This window comes from Variovorax sp. S12S4 (assembly GCF_023195515.1).
GTDB lineage: Bacteria > Pseudomonadota > Gammaproteobacteria > Burkholderiales > Burkholderiaceae_C > Variovorax.
Genome location: NZ_JALPKR020000002.1, coordinates 1030466 through 1046428, shown reverse-complemented (window position 1 = coordinate 1046428; position 15963 = coordinate 1030466). Strand labels below are relative to the sequence as shown.

Genomic DNA, 15963 nt, shown 5'->3' with positions numbered 1-15963 from the left:
GGCGAAGAAAAACCAGAAAAGGCTAGCCGCCCGAATCGAGCGAGAAGGCGGCGTGCTTGTCCTGGGCCAGCCGCTCCACCAGCTGCGGCAGGGCGGCCGCCAGCAGCGGCTTCAGCGTATAGGGCGGGTTGATCAGGAACATGCCGCTGGCCGGCAGTCCGGGGCGCTGGGTTTCGCCCGTTGTGGTGGTGATCAGCTTGCTCGACTTGACCGTGAGCGTGGCGTGCAGCCACGACTTTCCGGCCTTGGTTGCCAGCGTCTTCAGCCGCCGCGGGAGGTCGTGCGCCTCTGGCCGCGGGATGATCGGGTACCACACCGCATAGGTGCCGGTCGCAAAGCGCTTGAGCGCCTCGGCCGCGAAGTCGAGCACGCGGCCGTAGTCGCTCTTGATTTCGTAGCTGGGGTCCATGAGCACCAGCGCGCGGCGCGAAGGTGGAGGCAGGAACTTGGTGGCACTGCCGAAGCCGTCTTCGCGCAGCACGGCGATCTGGCGACCCGCCTCGAGTTGCGCAATGTTGGCATCCAGCGTGCGTGCGTCGGTCGGGTGCAGTTCGAACAGCTTGAGCTTGTCGTGGTCGCGCAGCAGGTGCTGCACGATGAACGGCGAACCCGGATAGATGCGCGCGCCGCCCTTGGGATTGAAGTCGTGGATCACGCTGAGATAGCGTGCAATCGCGTCGGCCAAGGGTGCTTCGGCCTCGGGCGCTACCTTTTTGGTAGCGGACTTTGCAGCCGGGGCCGGTTGCGCCGTGGGAGCAGCCGCCTTCTTGTCCGAAAGCAGGCGCAATATGCCTTCGGCCGCCTCGCCGCTGGTGCCGGCGTAGTCCCCGTCGAGGCGGTAAAGGCCGGCGCCGGCGTGGGTGTCGATGACGGTCAGGGCTGCTTCTTTTTCAAGCAGGTGGTCGAGCGTGGCAATCAGCACCGTGTGCTTGAGCACGTCGGCGTGGTTGCCGGCATGGAAGGCGTGGCGGTAACTGAACATAGGGTGAGGATGGTAACGTCTCGGGCTCCCCCGCAGGCTTCAATTTGCTTCGATGGCCCGATTCTTCGTATAATCGCAGGCTTCGCAGCGTTTTTGTAGCCCCGCGGCGAAGGCATGCAACCTGGTCTCCAGGGCGCGTGAAACCCACCTAAGAGATTCCCGTCAGAGGAACGCCGACCGTGGAAAAGGGCTCGCCAAACCCTCTTTTCAAGAGAAAAACTCATGACCAAAACGTTCAGCGCCAAGCCCGCTGACGTGACGCACGAGTGGTTTGTGATTGACGCGACCGACAAGGTCCTCGGACGAGTAGCCAGCGAAGTTGCTCTCCGTTTGCGCGGCAAACACAAGGCCATTTATACGCCTCACGTCGATACCGGTGACTTCATCGTCATCATCAACGCAGCCCAGCTGCGCGTCACCGGCGCCAAGTCGATCGACAAGGTGTACTACCGTCACTCGGGCTACCCGGGCGGTATTACGGCGACCAACTTCCGCGACATGCAATCCAAGCACCCGGGCCGCGCCCTGGAAAAGGCTGTCAAGGGCATGCTGCCCAAGGGCCCGCTTGGCTACGCGATGATCAAGAAACTCAAGGTGTACGGTGGCGCTGAGCACCCGCATACCGCCCAACAGCCCAAAGTGCTGGAACTGTAAGGAGCCTTGAGAATGATTGGTGAATGGAACAATGGCACCGGCCGTCGCAAATCGAGCGTCGCCCGTGTGTTTCTGAAAAAGGGCTCGGGCAAGATCACGGTCAACGGCAAGGACATTCAAGAGTTCTTCGGCCGCGAAACCTCGATCATGATCGCGAAGCAACCCCTCGTGCTGACCAACAACCTCGAAGCTTTCGACGTGATGGTCAACGTGAACGGCGGCGGTGAATCGGGCCAGGCCGGCGCAACGCGCCACGGCATCACCCGTGCGCTGATCGACTACGACGCAAGCCTGAAGCCGGTGCTGAGCCAGGCTGGCTTCGTTACCCGCGACGCGCGTGAAGTCGAGCGTAAGAAGGTCGGTTTGCACTCTGCTCGCCGCCGCAAGCAGTTCAGCAAGCGCTGATACTGTCCGCTGCAAGCAAGAGCCGCCTTCGGGCGGCTTTTTCATTGCGGCCCTTGGCGGGGACGGTTTCGACCCCACTTGTGTTGGGTGCTCGCTAATGCCGCCCTGCCGAGAATGCCGCATTGCAGTAGCATTGGTTCATTGGCCGCCTGTTCGGCCCTCAAGGAGTTATCCCACATGAGCGTTGTTGCCGAAAACATCCAGACCCAGATGCCCGAACCTATTGTCTTCACGGACAGTGCGGCCGCCAAGGTGGCCGACCTGATCGCCGAGGAGGGCAATCCCGACCTCAAGCTGCGCGTGTTCGTGCAAGGCGGCGGCTGCTCGGGCTTTCAGTACGGTTTCACTTTCGACGAAATCACGAATGAAGACGACACGACCATGACCAAGAACGGCGTGTCGCTGCTGATCGATGCCATGAGCTACCAGTATCTGGTCGGCGCTGAAATCGACTACAAGGAAGACCTGCAGGGCGCCCAGTTCGTGATCAAGAATCCGAACGCCACCAGCACCTGCGGCTGCGGATCCAGCTTCTCGGCTTGATTGCCCTCTTGCCCGTAAAAGCCGCCTTCGAGCGGCTTTTTGTTGCCTGGTGCTTTTATTCTTGCCTGTAAACGAGGCACGGACTCCGCTTGAGGGAGTCTCAGGCCGGGTAAATAGCGCCCAATACCCGGGGCCCGCGCGCACCGGTCACGCTGGCAAGGTTGCCTGCTTCGCGCCGCACGGTGCTGCGCGCCAGCCATGCAAAGGCCGCGGCTTCGACCTGCAGCGGCGGCAGGCCGTGCTTCGTGGACGCGTCCACCGCCACGCCCGGCAGCAACGCGCGCAAACGGGCGAGCAGGTGGTCGTTCAAGGCACCGCCGCCGCAAACGATCAGCAGTCTGCTACCGTTTCCATAGCGCTGCACATCAGCCGCACAAACGCTGGCGGTGAATTCGGTCAGGGTCGCTTGCACGTCGGCAGGCGCGGCGCCCGCAACCGCGCCTAGGCGTGCTGAAAGCCAGGGCGGGTTGAACAGGTCGCGACCCGTGCTCTTGGGTGGCGCCTTTGCGAAATAGGGCTCGGCCTGCAGCGTTGCAAGCAGCTCGGGCAGCACCTGCCCCCTTGCGGCCCATTGCCCCCGCGATCAAAGGGCTGGCCGGTGTGAAGCTGACACCAGTAATCCATCAAGGCGTTGCCCGGCCCGCAGTCGAAACCCAGCACGGCGGGCTCTCCCGGCGCATCAGCGGCGGGTAGCAGGCTCAGATTGGAAATGCCGCCGATGTTCAGCACCGCCACGGATTCGTCGGCGCGCGCGAAGAGCGCACGGTGGAATGCCGGCACCAGTGGAGCGCCCTGGCCGCCCGCGGCGAGGTCTCGGCTGCGAAAGTCCGCAACCACGTCGATGCCGGTCAGTTCAGCCAGCAGCGAGGGGTTGTTGATCTGCAGCGTGTAGCCAACGCCGTCGAATTCAGTGGGACGGTGGCGAACCGTCTGGCCATGAGCGCCAAGCGCTGTAACGGAGCTGGCAGGAGTTCCGCTGTCGGTGAGGAGTTGGCCGACGACGCCTGCATAGATGCGGGCCAAGTCATTGCCGGCCAGCGCGGCGCGGTGCAGCTCGTTGTCGCCGGGCGTGTTGAGTGCCATCAGCTCCGCCCGCAGCGCAGCGGGGAAGGGGGCGGTAGCGTAGGCCCGTACTGCGATGCGGCCTTCGGAAAAGTCGGCCAGAACGCCATCGACGCCGTCGAGCGACGTGCCGGACATCAAGCCGATGAACAGTTCGGCGGCCATACTGAACGGGGCGAGCGGGGCGTTTGTTGTGCCGCCGCTATCTATTGCCCCGCGGGTGCTCAGTCTGCGCTGGCCTGGATGACCGAGAACGCCGCGGCCAGTTCGGTGCGAGCACCGACGGCGATGCGTTCGAAGGCCGGGCGCATGGCCGCGGTGATCGGGGCGCCGCCTTCCTGGGCGATCGAGGCCGGGTCCTGGTATTCGCCGTTCACGCGGAACTCGAAGTGCAGGTGAGGACCGGTGGCCCAGCCGGTGGAGCCCACGGCGCCGATCGTCTGGCCTTGGCTGATGCTTTCACCAGCCTTGACGTCGACGCGGCTCAGGTGGGCGTAGGCCGTCTGCTGGTTGTTGCGGTGCTTGATGATGACGATGTTGCCGTAGCCGCTTTGCGTGCCGGCGAAATCGACCGTGCCGTCGCCGACGCTGCGCACTGCCGTGCCCGTGGGGGCCGCGAAGTCGATGCCGTTGTGCTGGCGCCAGCTGTTGAGGATCGGGTGCATGCGCATCGCAAAGCCGCTCGACACGCGCGAAAACTCGACCGGCGAGCTCAGGTACGCCTTGCGCAGGCTGTCGCCGTTCGGGCGGTAGTAGCTGCCCTTCTGGCCCGGGGGCTGGAACCACACGGCCTGGTGCACCTTGCCGCCGCTCTCGAACTCGGCCGAGAGCACGCGGCCGCTGCGCAGCGCCTGGCCGTCGGCTTCGAAGGTTTCGTACACCACGGCAAAGCGGTCGCCCTTGCGGAGTGCGCGCACGTCGACGTCGCCCGCGAAGATGTCGGCCAGCTGGCTCGCGACCGAGTCGGGAACGCGGGAGTCGTCGGTGGCTGCGAACAGCGAGGTGCGAATGGTGCCGCTGGCCAGGCGTGTGCCGGGCGTGAGCGTGTCGCGCTCGGTGAGTGCGACGAAGCCGACCGCCGTGCGCTCGATGACGAAGCGCTTGAAGCCGCCGTCGCCGTCGGGAATCCAGCGGGCGCTCAGCTTCTTGAGCTGGTTTTCCTGGGTGGCTTCGGCCGTGATGGTGCGGCCCGCGCGCGCGAAGAGCGCATTGCGGGCTTCGCCGCTCGCGCGCACGAAGGCGGTGGCGGCGGGGTCGGAAATACCCAGGCGCTTCAGCAGGGCCTCGGCCGTGTCGCTGGAGCGTGTGATGTCGGTGCGAAACAGCGTGAAGCTGAAGTTCTCGAGCGATTCGCTCTGTTCTGCAAAGGACAGGGGCGCGGTCGCTTCAAGAACCTGTTGGACCGGGAGGTCGGAGGCGTCGGGGCCCAGGGAGGCCACCGCCAGGGTGCCGGCACTCAGCAAGGCAGCCGCGATGGCCGCGGTGATCTGCTTGGGATAGGTCCGGAATGTATAGGCCACGCGAGAAGCCAGGAGCTCCTCGGCGGCGAGAATGCCGTTGATCAAACTTTGAATTCCAGCTCAGGTTCTGCAAATCCGCGCTGCAAAGCCCAGAACGGACAGGGCGGCAGGACGGTGCGGAAAAAGCGCCGCTTAGAATCCGGCGCTTGAAAAGTCGGGCTGAGTATAGCTTCGGCAACCTGAAAAATCAGCCAAAAAGCCTATGAATGCCGAATCTGTTACATCCAATGGCCTGTCCGATGGTGTAAGACGAGCGCTTGAAATCTCCCTGCGGGGGCCGACGAGCTCCTGCCGCAGGACGAATGGGTGCGCAAGCTGCAGCGCTCGGAGGCCAGCGGAACGCCGCTGCGCATCAAGCTGGGGCTCGATCCGACCGCTCCCGATATCCATATCGGCCATACGGTTGTTCTCAACAAGATGCGGCAGCTCCAAGACCTGGGGCACCGGGTGATTTTCCTGATCGGCGACTTCACGACCACCATTGGCGACCCCTCGGGCCGCAACAGCACTCGGCCGCCTCTCACCCGGGAGCAGATCGAGGCCAACGCCCAAACTTACTACCGGCAGGCCAGCCTGGTGCTGGACCCCGAAAAGACCGAGATTCGCTACAACTCCGAATGGAGCGACCCGCTGGGCGCCCGCGGCATGATCCAGCTGGCCGCCAAGTACACCGTCGCCCGCATGATGGAGCGCGACGACTTCAACAAGCGCTTCAAGGCTGGCCAGTCGATCTCGGTGCACGAGTTCCTCTACCCACTGATGCAGGGCTACGACTCGGTGGCGCTCAAGAGCGACCTCGAACTGGGCGGCACCGACCAGAAGTTCAACTTGCTGGTTGGTCGTCACCTCCAGCAGGAATACGGGCAAGAGCCGCAGTGCATACTCACTATGCCTCTGCTGGAGGGGCTCGATGGCGTCGAGAAGATGTCCAAGAGCAAGAACAACTACATCGGCATCAGCGAAGACGCCAACACCATGTTCGCCAAGGTGCTGTCGATCTCCGACGAGCTGATGTGGCGCTGGTACACCTTGCTGAGCTTCCAGTCTCTGGAGCAGATCGAGGCGCTCAAGGCTGAAATTGCCTCCGGCCGCAATCCGAAGGACGCGAAGGTGGCCCTGGCCAAGGAAATCACCGCCCGCTTCCACAGCGCGGCGGCGGCCGAGGCGGCGGAGCAGGATTTCACCAACCGCAGCAAGGGCGGTGTGCCGAACGACATTCCCGAGGTGTCGCTTGGCGGTGCGCCGCTGGGTATTGCGCAACTACTCAAGCAGGCCGGGCTGGCGCCTTCGACTTCCGAAGGCAACCGGTTGATCGACGGCGGCGGCGTGCGCGTCGATTCGGTCGTGATCAGCGACAAGGCCCTGAAACTGCCGGCGGGCAGCTACGTGGTGCAGGTCGGCAAGCGCAAGTTTGCGCGCGTGACCGTCAGCTGATCAGACCAAAAGGGGCGGCCGCGCTGACCGCCAGCTGCCTTTACCGGACTTCGATGGTGACGCGCCGGTTGCGCGGCTCGTCCACCTCGTCGGCCGTGGACACGGCGAGTTCGCGTTCGCCGCGGCCTACGGCCTCGATGCGCTTGGCGGGAAATTGCCGGTCTATGAAGAGCTGCACCACTTCCTGCGCCCGACGCTGCGAAAGCATGTCGTTCTGCTCGAGCGCACCCTTGGTGTCGGTATGTCCGGTCACCACGATGTCGCTGCCGCTGCGGGTTTGAGCCGCAACCAGTGCCTCGTTCATGACCTGCTGCGACGCAGGCGTGAGCGTCGTGCCGCCGGCGTCGAAAAACACGGTGTAGCGCTGCGGTGGAGGCGGGCGCATGTCGAACAGTGCCTTGTTCTCGGCCCGCACCTTGGCCGGGTCCGCCTGGTCGACCACGGGGGCGCCCGAAGCGCCGACAGCCGCGGTTGCACGCTGGTAGGGCCTGGAAAGAACTTCTTCGCCGTCCTTTGCGCGCACCACCACCGCAGAGGGCTTGTCGTCCGCCTGGGGCAGCAGCACCACGCGGGTGCCCGGCGAGCTGCAGGCGGCAAGCAGCGCTGCGGTCAGGGCGGCAAGAAGATAGGAGGCATGGGGCCGCAACTTCATCATCATGGCTGGCCGTCGGCTTGCACGATGAAGTCGGTTCCGCGAATTCCGATCGTGGCCGTTTGTGTTTCCACGCGGATCGCGTCGGGGTTGGTCTTGCCGATGAGGCCCGTGATCATGCGCATCGAGCCGCGCAGCAGCGATACGAGCACGCCGCCTTCATGCGTGGTGGCGTTGAAGTGGAATTCCTTCAGGTCCAGCCGCGACGAAGGCCCGACGACGAGCGTCGTGTCGTCGCGCAAGACCACGGCCGCGGAAGAGTCCGGACCGGTCACGATACGGTCCACCGCGGTGAGCGCATCGCCTGCAGCAGCCACGCGCGGCGTACCGGCCGAGCTGAGCAACTGCACATTGCCGCGCACCGACTTCACGAAGCCCGCCTGAGGCTCCGCAACCGGTGCGGCTATGGGTGCGGTGAGCGCTGCTTGCGCGTGGGCCAACGCCACTGCGCCCCAAAGGGCGAAGCCTCCCAGGGCGATCAGGAATTTTTTCATCATCACTCTCTGCGAATGTCTCGCGGTGACACAAATATTAAATTGAACCTGTTACAAGCGGAGGCCGCATTTGATAACTCGGCTACAAAGATGCGGTCTTTTGCCGCACTTCTGTCGTTTTTCTTGCTCAACGTCTCTCGCCGCGCATGATTCTTACGCCCAAGACGCTGCTTCGCGTCTCCGTCGCCGTAGCCCTTATCACGATCCTGCTCAAAGGCCTGGCAGGCTACGTCACGAATTCGATGGGCCTGATCTCCGACGCCATGGAGTCGTTCGTCAATCTTGCCAGCGCCATGTTCGCCTTGGCCATGGTGACGGTGGCGGCGCGGCCGGCCGACGAGGACCATCCCTACGGCCACCACAAGGCCGAGTACTTTTCATCGGGCTTCGAAGGCATTCTGATCGTGGGCGCGGCGGCTGCCATTCTCTGGGTTTCCGTGCAGCGGCTGCTTTCTCCCCAGCCGCTCGAGCAGCTGGGCTGGGGGCTCGCGCTTTCGGTGCTTAGTTCCGCATTCAACGCGGGCCTGGCCTATGCGCTGTTTCGCGCGGCGCATACCCACCGGTCCATCGCGCTGGAAGCCGATGCGCGGCATCTCATGACCGACGTCTGGACCTCGGCCGCGGTCGTCATCGGGATTGTGGCCGTGCACTTCAGCGGATGGCTCTGGCTCGATCCGCTGCTCGCCATCGGCGTGGCGCTCAACATCGTGCGGGAAGGCGTGAAGCTCGTGTGGCGCTCGTCGCAGGGCCTGATGGACGAGGCGCTCGAGCCCGAGACCATTGCCACGCTGCGCGCCACGCTCGACGAGTTTGCCGCACGCCTGCCCGAAGGCGCGCGGCTGCGCTTCGACGACATGGTCACGCGGCGCGCGGGCCAGCGCCGGTTTGCCGACCTGCACATGCACGTGCCGGGCGACTGGACACTGCAGCACGCGGCCGCCATGCGCGACGAACTGGAGCAGGCACTGATGGACGCCGTGCCCGGCCTGCGCGTGACCATCCAGCTGCTGCCGCTGGGCATGGAAGCGCGCGCCACGCAGATGGAGGAGGCATGAAAGCCGTGATTCAGCGCGTGGCAAGCGCGCGTGTCGATATTGGCGGGCAGACCGCGGGCGCCATCGAGGCCGGCCTGCTCGTGCTGCTCTGTGCCGAGCGCGGCGATGTGGATGCGCTCGCCGACCGCATGCTGGCAAAGATACTGAAGCTGCGCATCTTTTCAGACGACGCGAGCAAGATGAACCGCAGCCTGCAGGACATCGGCGGCGGCCTGCTCGTGGTGAGCCAGTTCACGCTCGCGGCCGACGTGAGCGGCGGCAATCGCCCGAGCTTCACGCAGGCAGCGGCGCCGGATGAAGGGCGGCGGCTTTACGACTATTTCGTGGCGCAAGCCCGCGCTGCGCACCCCGTGGTTGCAACGGGCGAGTTCGGCGCCGACATGCAGGTGCACCTGGTCAACGATGGGCCGGTCACCATTCCGCTGCAGATGACGGCGTAGCGCGCTGCCGTCACTCGCGTTCGAGTACGGCTTCCCAAAGCACCTTCGGCTGTTCGTAGCGCTCGACCGTGCGTTCTTCCAGGTGCAGCATGCGCCAGCCCTCGGTGAAGAGCCGCTCCACCGCCGCGCGGTCGAAAAATCGCTTGGGCACGCCGTCCACCAGATAGAAGGAATCTTCGCCGTCCGATGGCGGGCCGCTGGCGCCGTGGTGAAAGTCGTTGACTGAATTCAACCGGCACAGCAGTACGCCGCCCGGGCGAAGCACGTCGTGAATCCGCCGGGCCAGAGCCAGCGTTTCATCCCAGGCAAAGTAGTGCAGCGAAAGACTCGCGAGCACCGCGCCCACGCTGCCGTCGGCCACCGGAAAGGGTGCGCGGAAATCGCTGCAAAGAAACTCCGCGCCGTGCGGCACCCGTGCCCGAGCGGCCGCCACCGACTCGTTCGAGAGCTCGATGCCCACCACGCGAAGCCCAGCGCCCGCCAACACCGCGCTGTCCCGGCCCGTTCCGCAGCCCAGCTCGAGCACCGGGTCCGCTCCCGCGCGCTCGGCAAGCAGAGGAAGCCAGCGCTGCAGCCACGGATCGGTGTTCGCGCCGAGCGTTGCGGTCATCTCACCGCCCGTATGGATTTCGAATGCCGAGGCCCGCCAGGATCTCGATCTCGCGCGCTTCCATTTCCTCGGCATCGGCCTCACCGGTCTCGTGGTCCCAGCCCTGCGCGTGCAGCGTGCCGTGAACGAGCAGGTGCGCGTAGTGCGCGGCCAATGTCTTGCGTTGCTCCTTGGCCTCGGCCGCGACCACCGGCGCGCACAGCACCAGGTCGGCCATCACCATCGGGCTTTGCGCGTAGTCGAACGTCAGCACGTTGGTCGCATAGTCCTTGCCGCGAAATTCGCGGTTCAGGCGCTGGCCTTCCTCGGCATCGACGATGCGCACCGTGATTTCGCCGTCCGCGTCGAGCGCATGGCGGATCCAGCGGGCCACGCTGTGCCGCGGCAATGCGGCGCGATGCCGCTCGATGCCCTTGAAGCGCGGTGCGAACTGCAGCGAAAGCGAAAGCTGGGCCAGCGCCATGTCAGTGCGACCCCGCGCGCTTGCGCTGGCCGTCGTAGGCATCGACGATCTTGGCGACCAGCGGATGCCGCACCACGTCGGCGCTGGTGAAGTGCGTGATGGCAATACCGCTCACGCGCCGCAGCACGCGCTCGGCGTCGATCAGCCCGCTCAGCTGCTGCTTGGGCAGATCGATCTGGCTCACGTCGCCTGTTACCACCGCCTTGGCGCCGAAGCCGATGCGCGTGAGAAACATCTTCATCTGCTCGACCGTGGTGTTCTGCGCTTCATCCAGGATGACGAAGGCGTTGTTCAGCGTGCGTCCGCGCATGAAGGCCAGCGGCGCAATTTCGAGTGCATTGCGCTCGAAAGCCTTCTGCACCTTTTCATAGCCCATCAGGTCATAGAGCGCGTCGTACAGCGGGCGCAGGTAGGGGTCGACCTTCTGCGTCAGGTCGCCCGGCAAGAAGCCGAGCCGCTCGCCGGCTTCCACCGCCGGGCGCGTGAGCACGATGCGCTGCACCGCGGCGCGCTCCAGCGCATCGACCGCGCAGGCCACCGCCAAGTAGGTCTTGCCCGTGCCCGCCGGGCCGATGCCGAAGGTGATGTCGTGTTTGGCGATGTTGTCGAGGTACAGCGCCTGGGTGGGCGTGCGCGCGCGCAGGTCGGCGCGGCGCGTGACGAGCATGGCCGCGTCCTCATCGCCGTCGATCATGGAACCGTCACCCGCCAGCGTGAGCTGCACCACGGCCGGGTCGATCGGGCGCTGGGCAATCTCGTACAGAGCCTGCAGCACGTCCATCGCCCGCTGCGCGGAGGCCTTGGGGCCGTCGACCTTGAACTGCTCGTGGCGGTGCGCGATCTTCACGCCCAGCGCCTCTTCGATGCGGCGCAGGTGTGCGTCCAGCGGTCCGCACAGGTGGCCGAGGCGCGAGTTGTTGGGGGAGCAAAGGTGTGTCGCAGAATCACGCCGGACATTTCAAGGAAAAAGGGCACCCATGATAGGCAAACTCACCGGCATCCTGGCCGAGCGCAACCCACCGCAAGTGGTGGTGGACTGCAACGGCGTCGGTTACGAGGTCGATGTGCCGATGAGCACGTTCTACAACCTGCCCGGCACCGGAGAGCGCGTTTCGCTGCTCACGCACTTCGTGGTGCGCGAGGACGCGCAGATTCTCTACGGTTTCGGCACCGCCGAGGAGCGTGCGGCTTTTCGGCAACTCATCAAGATCACTGGCGTAGGGCCGCGCACGGCGCTCGGCCTGCTGTCGGGCATGAGCGTGGGCGAGCTGGCGCAGGCCATCACCACGCAGGAGCTCGGCCGCCTCATCAAGATTCCGGGCATCGGCAAGAAGACCGCCGAGCGGCTGCTGCTGGAACTCAAGGGCAAGCTGGGCGCCGACATCGGCCTGCCCGCGCATGCGGCCTCCGACGCGCAGGCCGACATCCTGCAGGCGCTCATCGCGCTGGGCTACAGCGACAAGGAAGCTGCACTGGCGCTGAAGGCATTGCCCAAGGATGCGACCGTGAGCGAAGGCATCAAGCTGGCGCTGAAGGCGTTGGCGAAGTAGGGCGCCGAACCCGCGCTCAGGGGTGGATCTTCTCGCCCTTGGCGAGCATTTCAATGAATTGCGCAATACGCCGCGCCCGGGTCTCGGGCTTCTTCGCACCCTGCGTGCGGAACAGTACCGCGTAGCGGTTGCGCGAATCGAGCTTGGCAAAGAAGGCGGCCGCCTTGGGGTTCGCGTTTAGCGCGGCCTGCAGGTCGGGCGGCACGGTGGCGACGCTCTGGGCGTCGTAGGCCGCATCCCAGCGGCCGTCGGCGCGGGCGCGGTCGACCTCGGCCAGGCCGGCAGGCTGCATGCGGCCTTCCTCGATCAGCTTCAGTGCCTTGTCGCGGTTGATCTTCGACCAGGTGCTGCGCGGCGTGCGCGGGGTGAAGCGCTGCAGAAAGTACTTGTCGTCTTCCGCCTTGCGCTGCCCGTCGATCCAGCCGTAGCACAGGGCAACTTCGAGCGCCTCGGCGTGGTTGACCGACGCGATGCCGCTGTCCTTCTTGGCCATTCGCAGCCACACGCCGGCCGCGGTGGCATGGTGCCGCTTGAGCCAACGTTCCCATGAGGCGGCGGTGGTGCATTCGACGGGCGTATCGTGCGGAACGCGCTCGGCCGCCACCGCTTTCTTTGCCCTTGTACTTGCGCGTGCCGTGCTCACGGCACCCACCAGTAGCGCAAGGCGTGAAAGTAGATCGGCGCCGCGAAGATCACCGAGTCGAGCCGGTCGAGCATGCCGCCGTGGCCTTCGATCATCGAACCCCAGTCTTTCACGCCCCGGTCGCGCTTGATGGCCGACATCACGAGCCCCCGAAAAAGCCCATGAGGCAGATGGTGAGCGCCATCAGCGCCGCCTGCCAGGGGTTGAACGGCGTCGCCCAATAGAGCGCCGCGCCCAGTGCGGTGGCGCTGGCGACGCCCCCAACCAGGCCTTCCCACGTCTTTGATGGCGAGAGTTCGGGCGCCACCTTGCGCTTGCCGAAGAGCTTGCCCCAGACGTACTGCAGCACGTCGCTGCCCTGCACCACGATCACCAGAAAAGCGATCAGCAGCAGGTTGCGGCCTTCGAAGCCGGGAATCTGCAGCGTAAGCAGCGCGGGCACGTGGCTGATGCAGAACACGCAGATCATCAGGCCCCACTGGATCTTGGAGGTGCGCTCCAGAAAGCGCTGCGTGTCGCCGCCCACGGCCGCAAGAATCGGCAGCACGAGAAAGGCGTAGACCGGAATGAAGATCGAATAGAGCCCGTACCACTCGATCCACACCAGGAAGTACTGCACCGGCAGCCCGATGTAGAACGCCGCGGCAATTGCATGATGGTCGCCGCGCCGCGTGTAGGCCAGGCTGATGAACTCGCGCAGCGCGTAGAAAGAGATCAGATAGAACAGCACGATCACGCCGCCCTTGCCGAAGGCGAAGGCAAGGCCGATCACCGCCACCATCACCCACCACGCATTGACGCGCGCGTTGAGGTTGTCGATGACCGAATGGGGCTGGCCTTGCGCCACGCGCCACTTGAGCGCTGCGCCGATGGCCGATGCAAGGATCAGCACGCCGGCCACGCCTCCGAACAATTGCAGCGTGGTCTGTGTGAAAGGCGAGATGTTCATGGCGTGGTTGCTGCTGCTTTTTCTTGTTCGGGCACGCGGTCGTATTCGGGGCGCAGGTCGAGCATGGCGGCACGCGCGCGGGCGAGAAAGCCAGTTTTGTCTTCGCCTTCGGCCAGCTGGATGGGCGCGCCGAAGCGGACCGTGCAGGCGAGCGGAATCGGCACCAGCGTGCCCTTGGGCAGCACGCGCTTCAGGTTCTCGATCCACACCGGCACCAGCCGCACGGTGGGGCAGGCGCGCGCCAGGTGATAGAGGCCGCTCTTGAGCGGCAGCAGGATCTCGTCGCCGGTGTTGCGCGTGCCCTCGGGAAACATGATGAGCGAGTCCCCGCCTTCGAGCGCTTCTTTCATCTGGTCGACCGGGTTGCCGCCCTGGCCCGAGCCGTCGCGCCGGATCACCAGCGCGTTGAACACATCCGCGCCGATGAACTGGCGCACCTTGGACGCCATCCAGTAGTCCTGCCCCGCCACCGGCCGCGTCAGCGCGCGAAGGTCGGGCGGCAGTGTGGCCCACAGCAGCACGAAATCGCCGTGGCTCGTGTGGTTGGCGAAGTACAGCGTCTGCTCGGCCTTGGGCGTGGTGCCGCTCCAGATGGCGCGCACGCCAGTCAGCAACCCTGCCGCGCCGATGATCAGCTTGCCTGCAACGATGGCCAGCGCGCGGCGCAGCACCGTGCTTTCAGGCCGGTGGTCTTTTTCGTTGTTGTTGTCTTCTTCGGTCACGACAGGTCCTGTGTCATCAAGGCAAGGAGAAACATGGCGCTCTGGCATGCGACCACGATGGCATGGCGCTGCATGAGCTGCCGGGTGCCCTGCACGCGGTCTTCGAGCGGTCGCAGGGCGGCGTGCGGCTGCGCATTGCGCAGGCCGAGCCGGTCGAGCGCGCCGTCGAGCGCATCGAGCGACGCAATGGCGCCGCGTGCCAAGTCGGCGAACAGCGCCTGGTCGAGCCGCAGCCTGAATGCGAAATAGCGTTCGAGCGTGCCCAGCACCACCACTGCGCCAAAGCCCGTGGCAGCCGTGGTCGAGAGCGAGCGCATGGTGAGCGCGAGCACCAGCGCCGCAATGCACATGAGTGCGAAGCCCCAGGCCGCCAGCACCGTCGCGGCGCGCAGCAACCCGGCCAGCGCCGCACATGTGGCGCGTTCGGTGTCAGTCATGGGGTGGCAGTCCCGGAGCAGTGGTGCCCAGCGATTCGAGCGAGACCCGCCACCCGGCGCGCAGAACGATCTGCGGGCGCGCGAGGCGCACAGCGTCTTCCGCCTGCGCCAGGCCGCCCGATGCGCCATAGCGCCCCAGCCATGCGATGGCCGCCGCGGCGCTGCGCGAAAAGCCCAACGCACAGCAGACCCACACGGGAGCGCCTTCGGCATGGAGGCGCTGCCCTTCGATCACCATGGCGGCGCGCTGCAGCCGCACGGTCGGCGGCACGGTCAGATCGAGTATCGGCACGCAACGCGCATGCGGAACGCCGGCCGGCGCCTGCAGCTCGGCGCACAGGCTCACGAGCCGCGGTCGTCCGGCGTCAATCCATTCGGCCTTCGTCGGCAGGCGCCCGAGGCGCAGGCCCGGCACTACTTCGACCGAAGCCGGCAGCTTGCGCGTCCAGAGCCATGCGTTGACTGCGGCGCCAAGGCGATAGGGCGCGAACAGCCAGCGCGCAGCCCAACTCATGCGACCCGTGCCGTTCATCTGGAAGCCACGGGCGCCGAAGCCGATGTAATTGAGTGCCACCAGCGCCAGCGAAACCGCGGGCCAGGCGAGCCAAAGCCAGATGCCGCCGCCATGCAACGCGGCAGCAAGAAACAACGCCGCGCCGGTGGCATAGAGGCCCGCGAGCTTCCAGCGCTGTGCATCGCGCGTGCGCTGCCAGGCACGCGGCATCGACACCGTCCGCTCCAGCGGCCACAGCCAGACGCAGAAGATTCCGAGCAACGCACCTGTCGGAACGTCGATGAAGTGGTGCTGCCAGGTGGTGAGCACCGACGCGCAGATCGCGAACGCCCACACATGCAGCACCAGCCTCGCCCACGTGGCACGCAAAAACTGCCGGTACCAGTCCCACAGGATCACCGCCAGTGCGATGTGCAGGGAAGGCGCCTGGTTATAGGGCTGGTCGAAGCCGCGCAGCGCATTGAACAGAAAGGCCGGCGCGCCTTCGACCGCCGGCTGCCCAAAGCTGAAATGCAGCGGCCAGACGACGAAGCAGGTGCAGGCGATGAGCGTGGCGCTCACCAGCCGCAGCGCATGCCTGTCGAGCGTGTGCTTGCTGCGCGCGAGAAAGAGCGAAAGCGCATAGAAGACGTTGATCGTCCAGTACGGAAAAATCGTCCAGGCCCAGAACGGCACCTGCCGCTCCCACTCGAAGGCCATCGAAGGCACCTGCGCGCGCGTGGTGGCCCACCAGTTGGCAAGGCCGTAGGTCGTATAGAACAGCGGCCCCAGAAACACCAGCCATGCGGCAGCCCGCTTCCACGGTCGCTGTGCCAGCCAGTGCTTCATTTCGCG

At 65.5% G+C, this 15963-nt stretch carries 16 protein-coding genes and 4 pseudogenes; 7 read left to right on the top strand and 13 right to left on the bottom strand.

What is annotated here, in order from left to right:
* Positions 1-22: 22 nt before the first annotated feature.
* Positions 23-982: a 23S rRNA (adenine(2030)-N(6))-methyltransferase RlmJ gene (locus tag M0765_RS05460; RefSeq protein ID WP_157616030.1), complete on the bottom strand. Its 960-nt coding sequence runs from the start codon at positions 980-982 to the stop codon at positions 23-25.
* A 222-nt stretch (positions 983-1204) separates the two neighbouring features.
* On the opposite strand from M0765_RS05460, the gene rplM reads away from it, so the two are divergent.
* The 3 genes from rplM (at position 1205) to erpA (ending at position 2584) form a co-directional block, all read left to right on the top strand.
* A complete protein-coding gene (gene rplM, locus M0765_RS05455; protein WP_028259766.1) occupies positions 1205-1636 on the top strand; it encodes a 50S ribosomal protein L13 in 432 nt (143 codons plus the stop codon).
* A gap of 12 nt (positions 1637-1648) precedes the next feature.
* On the top strand, positions 1649-2041 hold the full coding sequence (gene rpsI, locus M0765_RS05450; protein ID WP_126749434.1) for a 30S ribosomal protein S9: 393 nt from the start codon (positions 1649-1651) through the stop codon (positions 2039-2041).
* A gap of 177 nt (positions 2042-2218) precedes the next feature.
* Entirely contained in the window at positions 2219-2584 is a 366-nt protein-coding gene (gene erpA, locus M0765_RS05445) for an iron-sulfur cluster insertion protein ErpA (RefSeq protein ID WP_126749433.1), read from the top strand.
* A 100-nt stretch (positions 2585-2684) separates the two neighbouring features.
* Here erpA and M0765_RS05440 read toward each other — a convergent pair.
* Positions 2685-3811, bottom strand: a pseudogene (locus tag M0765_RS05440) (anhydro-N-acetylmuramic acid kinase).
* A gap of 59 nt (positions 3812-3870) precedes the next feature.
* Positions 3871-5211 carry a peptidoglycan DD-metalloendopeptidase family protein gene (locus M0765_RS05435; protein WP_157616027.1) on the bottom strand — a complete coding sequence of 447 codons (1341 nt, stop codon included), beginning with the start codon at positions 5209-5211 and terminating at the stop codon, positions 3871-3873.
* 157 nt (positions 5212-5368) lie between these two features.
* Here M0765_RS05435 and tyrS point away from each other — a divergent pair.
* Positions 5369-6600 (top strand): annotated as a pseudogene (gene tyrS, locus M0765_RS05430) (tyrosine--tRNA ligase).
* 40 nt (positions 6601-6640) lie between these two features.
* Here the strand turns inward: tyrS and M0765_RS05425 are convergent.
* Together M0765_RS05425 and M0765_RS05420 are read right to left on the bottom strand one after the other, a co-directional pair.
* Positions 6641-7252: an OmpA family protein gene (locus M0765_RS05425; RefSeq protein WP_443098580.1), complete on the bottom strand. Its 612-nt coding sequence runs from the start codon at positions 7250-7252 to the stop codon at positions 6641-6643.
* A gap of 2 nt (positions 7253-7254) precedes the next feature.
* Positions 7255-7749 (bottom strand): FecR family protein, encoded by a 495-nt coding sequence (locus M0765_RS05420; protein WP_337296995.1) that lies wholly within the window; start codon positions 7747-7749, stop codon positions 7255-7257.
* A gap of 143 nt (positions 7750-7892) precedes the next feature.
* On the opposite strand from M0765_RS05420, the gene M0765_RS05415 reads away from it, so the two are divergent.
* Both M0765_RS05415 and dtd read left to right on the top strand, forming a co-directional pair.
* Positions 7893-8801 carry a cation diffusion facilitator family transporter gene (locus M0765_RS05415; protein ID WP_258502446.1) on the top strand — a complete coding sequence of 303 codons (909 nt, stop codon included), beginning with the start codon at positions 7893-7895 and terminating at the stop codon, positions 8799-8801.
* Positions 8798-9241, top strand: a complete 444-nt coding sequence (dtd, locus tag M0765_RS05410; protein WP_258502445.1) for a D-aminoacyl-tRNA deacylase — start codon at positions 8798-8800, stop codon at positions 9239-9241. The genes M0765_RS05415 and dtd overlap by 4 nt, the downstream gene beginning before the upstream one ends.
* A gap of 10 nt (positions 9242-9251) precedes the next feature.
* Here the strand turns inward: dtd and M0765_RS05405 are convergent, their stop codons facing one another.
* The 3 genes and pseudogenes from M0765_RS05405 to M0765_RS05395 form a co-directional block, all read right to left on the bottom strand.
* Positions 9252-9851, bottom strand: coding sequence for a class I SAM-dependent methyltransferase (locus tag M0765_RS05405; protein ID WP_258502443.1), 600 nt, complete (start codon positions 9849-9851; stop codon positions 9252-9254).
* A gap of 1 nt (position 9852) precedes the next feature.
* On the bottom strand, positions 9853-10314 hold the full coding sequence (gene ybeY, locus M0765_RS05400; RefSeq protein WP_258502441.1) for an rRNA maturation RNase YbeY: 462 nt from the start codon (positions 10312-10314) through the stop codon (positions 9853-9855).
* A gap of 1 nt (position 10315) precedes the next feature.
* Positions 10316-11271, bottom strand: a pseudogene (locus M0765_RS05395) (PhoH family protein).
* 20 nt (positions 11272-11291) lie between these two features.
* Here M0765_RS05395 and ruvA point away from each other — a divergent pair.
* On the top strand, positions 11292-11864 hold the full coding sequence (gene ruvA, locus M0765_RS05390) for a Holliday junction branch migration protein RuvA (protein WP_258502440.1): 573 nt from the start codon (positions 11292-11294) through the stop codon (positions 11862-11864).
* A 16-nt stretch (positions 11865-11880) separates the two neighbouring features.
* Here the strand turns inward: ruvA and M0765_RS05385 are convergent, their stop codons facing one another.
* The 5 genes and pseudogenes from M0765_RS05385 to M0765_RS05365 form a co-directional block, all read right to left on the bottom strand.
* Positions 11881-12468, bottom strand: a complete 588-nt coding sequence (locus M0765_RS05385; RefSeq protein ID WP_258508131.1) for a YdeI/OmpD-associated family protein — start codon at positions 12466-12468, stop codon at positions 11881-11883.
* 35 nt (positions 12469-12503) lie between these two features.
* Positions 12504-13456, bottom strand: a pseudogene (locus tag M0765_RS05380) (phosphatidate cytidylyltransferase).
* Positions 13453-14178: a lysophospholipid acyltransferase family protein gene (locus tag M0765_RS05375; RefSeq protein ID WP_446751538.1), complete on the bottom strand. Its 726-nt coding sequence runs from the start codon at positions 14176-14178 to the stop codon at positions 13453-13455. Before M0765_RS05375 ends, M0765_RS05380 begins: the two are co-directional and overlap by 4 nt.
* Positions 14175-14615, bottom strand: coding sequence for a hypothetical protein (locus M0765_RS05370; RefSeq protein ID WP_258502439.1), 441 nt, complete (start codon positions 14613-14615; stop codon positions 14175-14177). Before M0765_RS05370 ends, M0765_RS05375 begins: the two co-directional genes overlap by 4 nt.
* A complete protein-coding gene (locus M0765_RS05365) occupies positions 14608-15957 on the bottom strand; it encodes a phosphatase PAP2/dual specificity phosphatase family protein (protein ID WP_258502437.1) in 1350 nt (449 codons plus the stop codon). Before M0765_RS05365 ends, M0765_RS05370 begins: the two co-directional genes overlap by 8 nt.
* Positions 15958-15963: the final 6 nt, after the last annotated feature.

Excerpts from the sequence above, each read along its gene's own strand:
- ruvA (WP_258502440.1), top strand. The coding sequence starts at position 11,292 with ATGATAGGCAAACTCACCGGCATCCTGGCCGAGCGCAACCCACCGCAA.
- erpA (WP_126749433.1), top strand. The coding sequence starts at position 2,219 with ATGAGCGTTGTTGCCGAAAACATCCAGACCCAGATGCCCGAACCTATT.
- rplM (WP_028259766.1), top strand. The coding sequence starts at position 1,205 with ATGACCAAAACGTTCAGCGCCAAGCCCGCTGACGTGACGCACGAGTGG.
- dtd (WP_258502445.1), top strand. The coding sequence starts at position 8,798 with ATGAAAGCCGTGATTCAGCGCGTGGCAAGCGCGCGTGTCGATATTGGC.
- M0765_RS05420 (WP_337296995.1), bottom strand. The coding sequence starts at position 7,749 with ATGATGAAAAAATTCCTGATCGCCCTGGGAGGCTTCGCCCTTTGGGGC.
- ybeY (WP_258502441.1), bottom strand. The coding sequence starts at position 10,314 with ATGGCGCTGGCCCAGCTTTCGCTTTCGCTGCAGTTCGCACCGCGCTTC.
- M0765_RS05365 (WP_258502437.1), bottom strand. The coding sequence starts at position 15,957 with ATGAAGCACTGGCTGGCACAGCGACCGTGGAAGCGGGCTGCCGCATGG.
- rpsI (WP_126749434.1), top strand. The coding sequence starts at position 1,649 with ATGATTGGTGAATGGAACAATGGCACCGGCCGTCGCAAATCGAGCGTC.
- M0765_RS05405 (WP_258502443.1), bottom strand. The coding sequence starts at position 9,851 with ATGACCGCAACGCTCGGCGCGAACACCGATCCGTGGCTGCAGCGCTGG.
- M0765_RS05415 (WP_258502446.1), top strand. The coding sequence starts at position 7,893 with ATGATTCTTACGCCCAAGACGCTGCTTCGCGTCTCCGTCGCCGTAGCC.
- M0765_RS05425 (WP_443098580.1), bottom strand. The coding sequence starts at position 7,252 with ATGAAGTTGCGGCCCCATGCCTCCTATCTTCTTGCCGCCCTGACCGCA.
- M0765_RS05370 (WP_258502439.1), bottom strand. The coding sequence starts at position 14,615 with ATGACTGACACCGAACGCGCCACATGTGCGGCGCTGGCCGGGTTGCTG.
- M0765_RS05460 (WP_157616030.1), bottom strand. The coding sequence starts at position 982 with ATGTTCAGTTACCGCCACGCCTTCCATGCCGGCAACCACGCCGACGTG.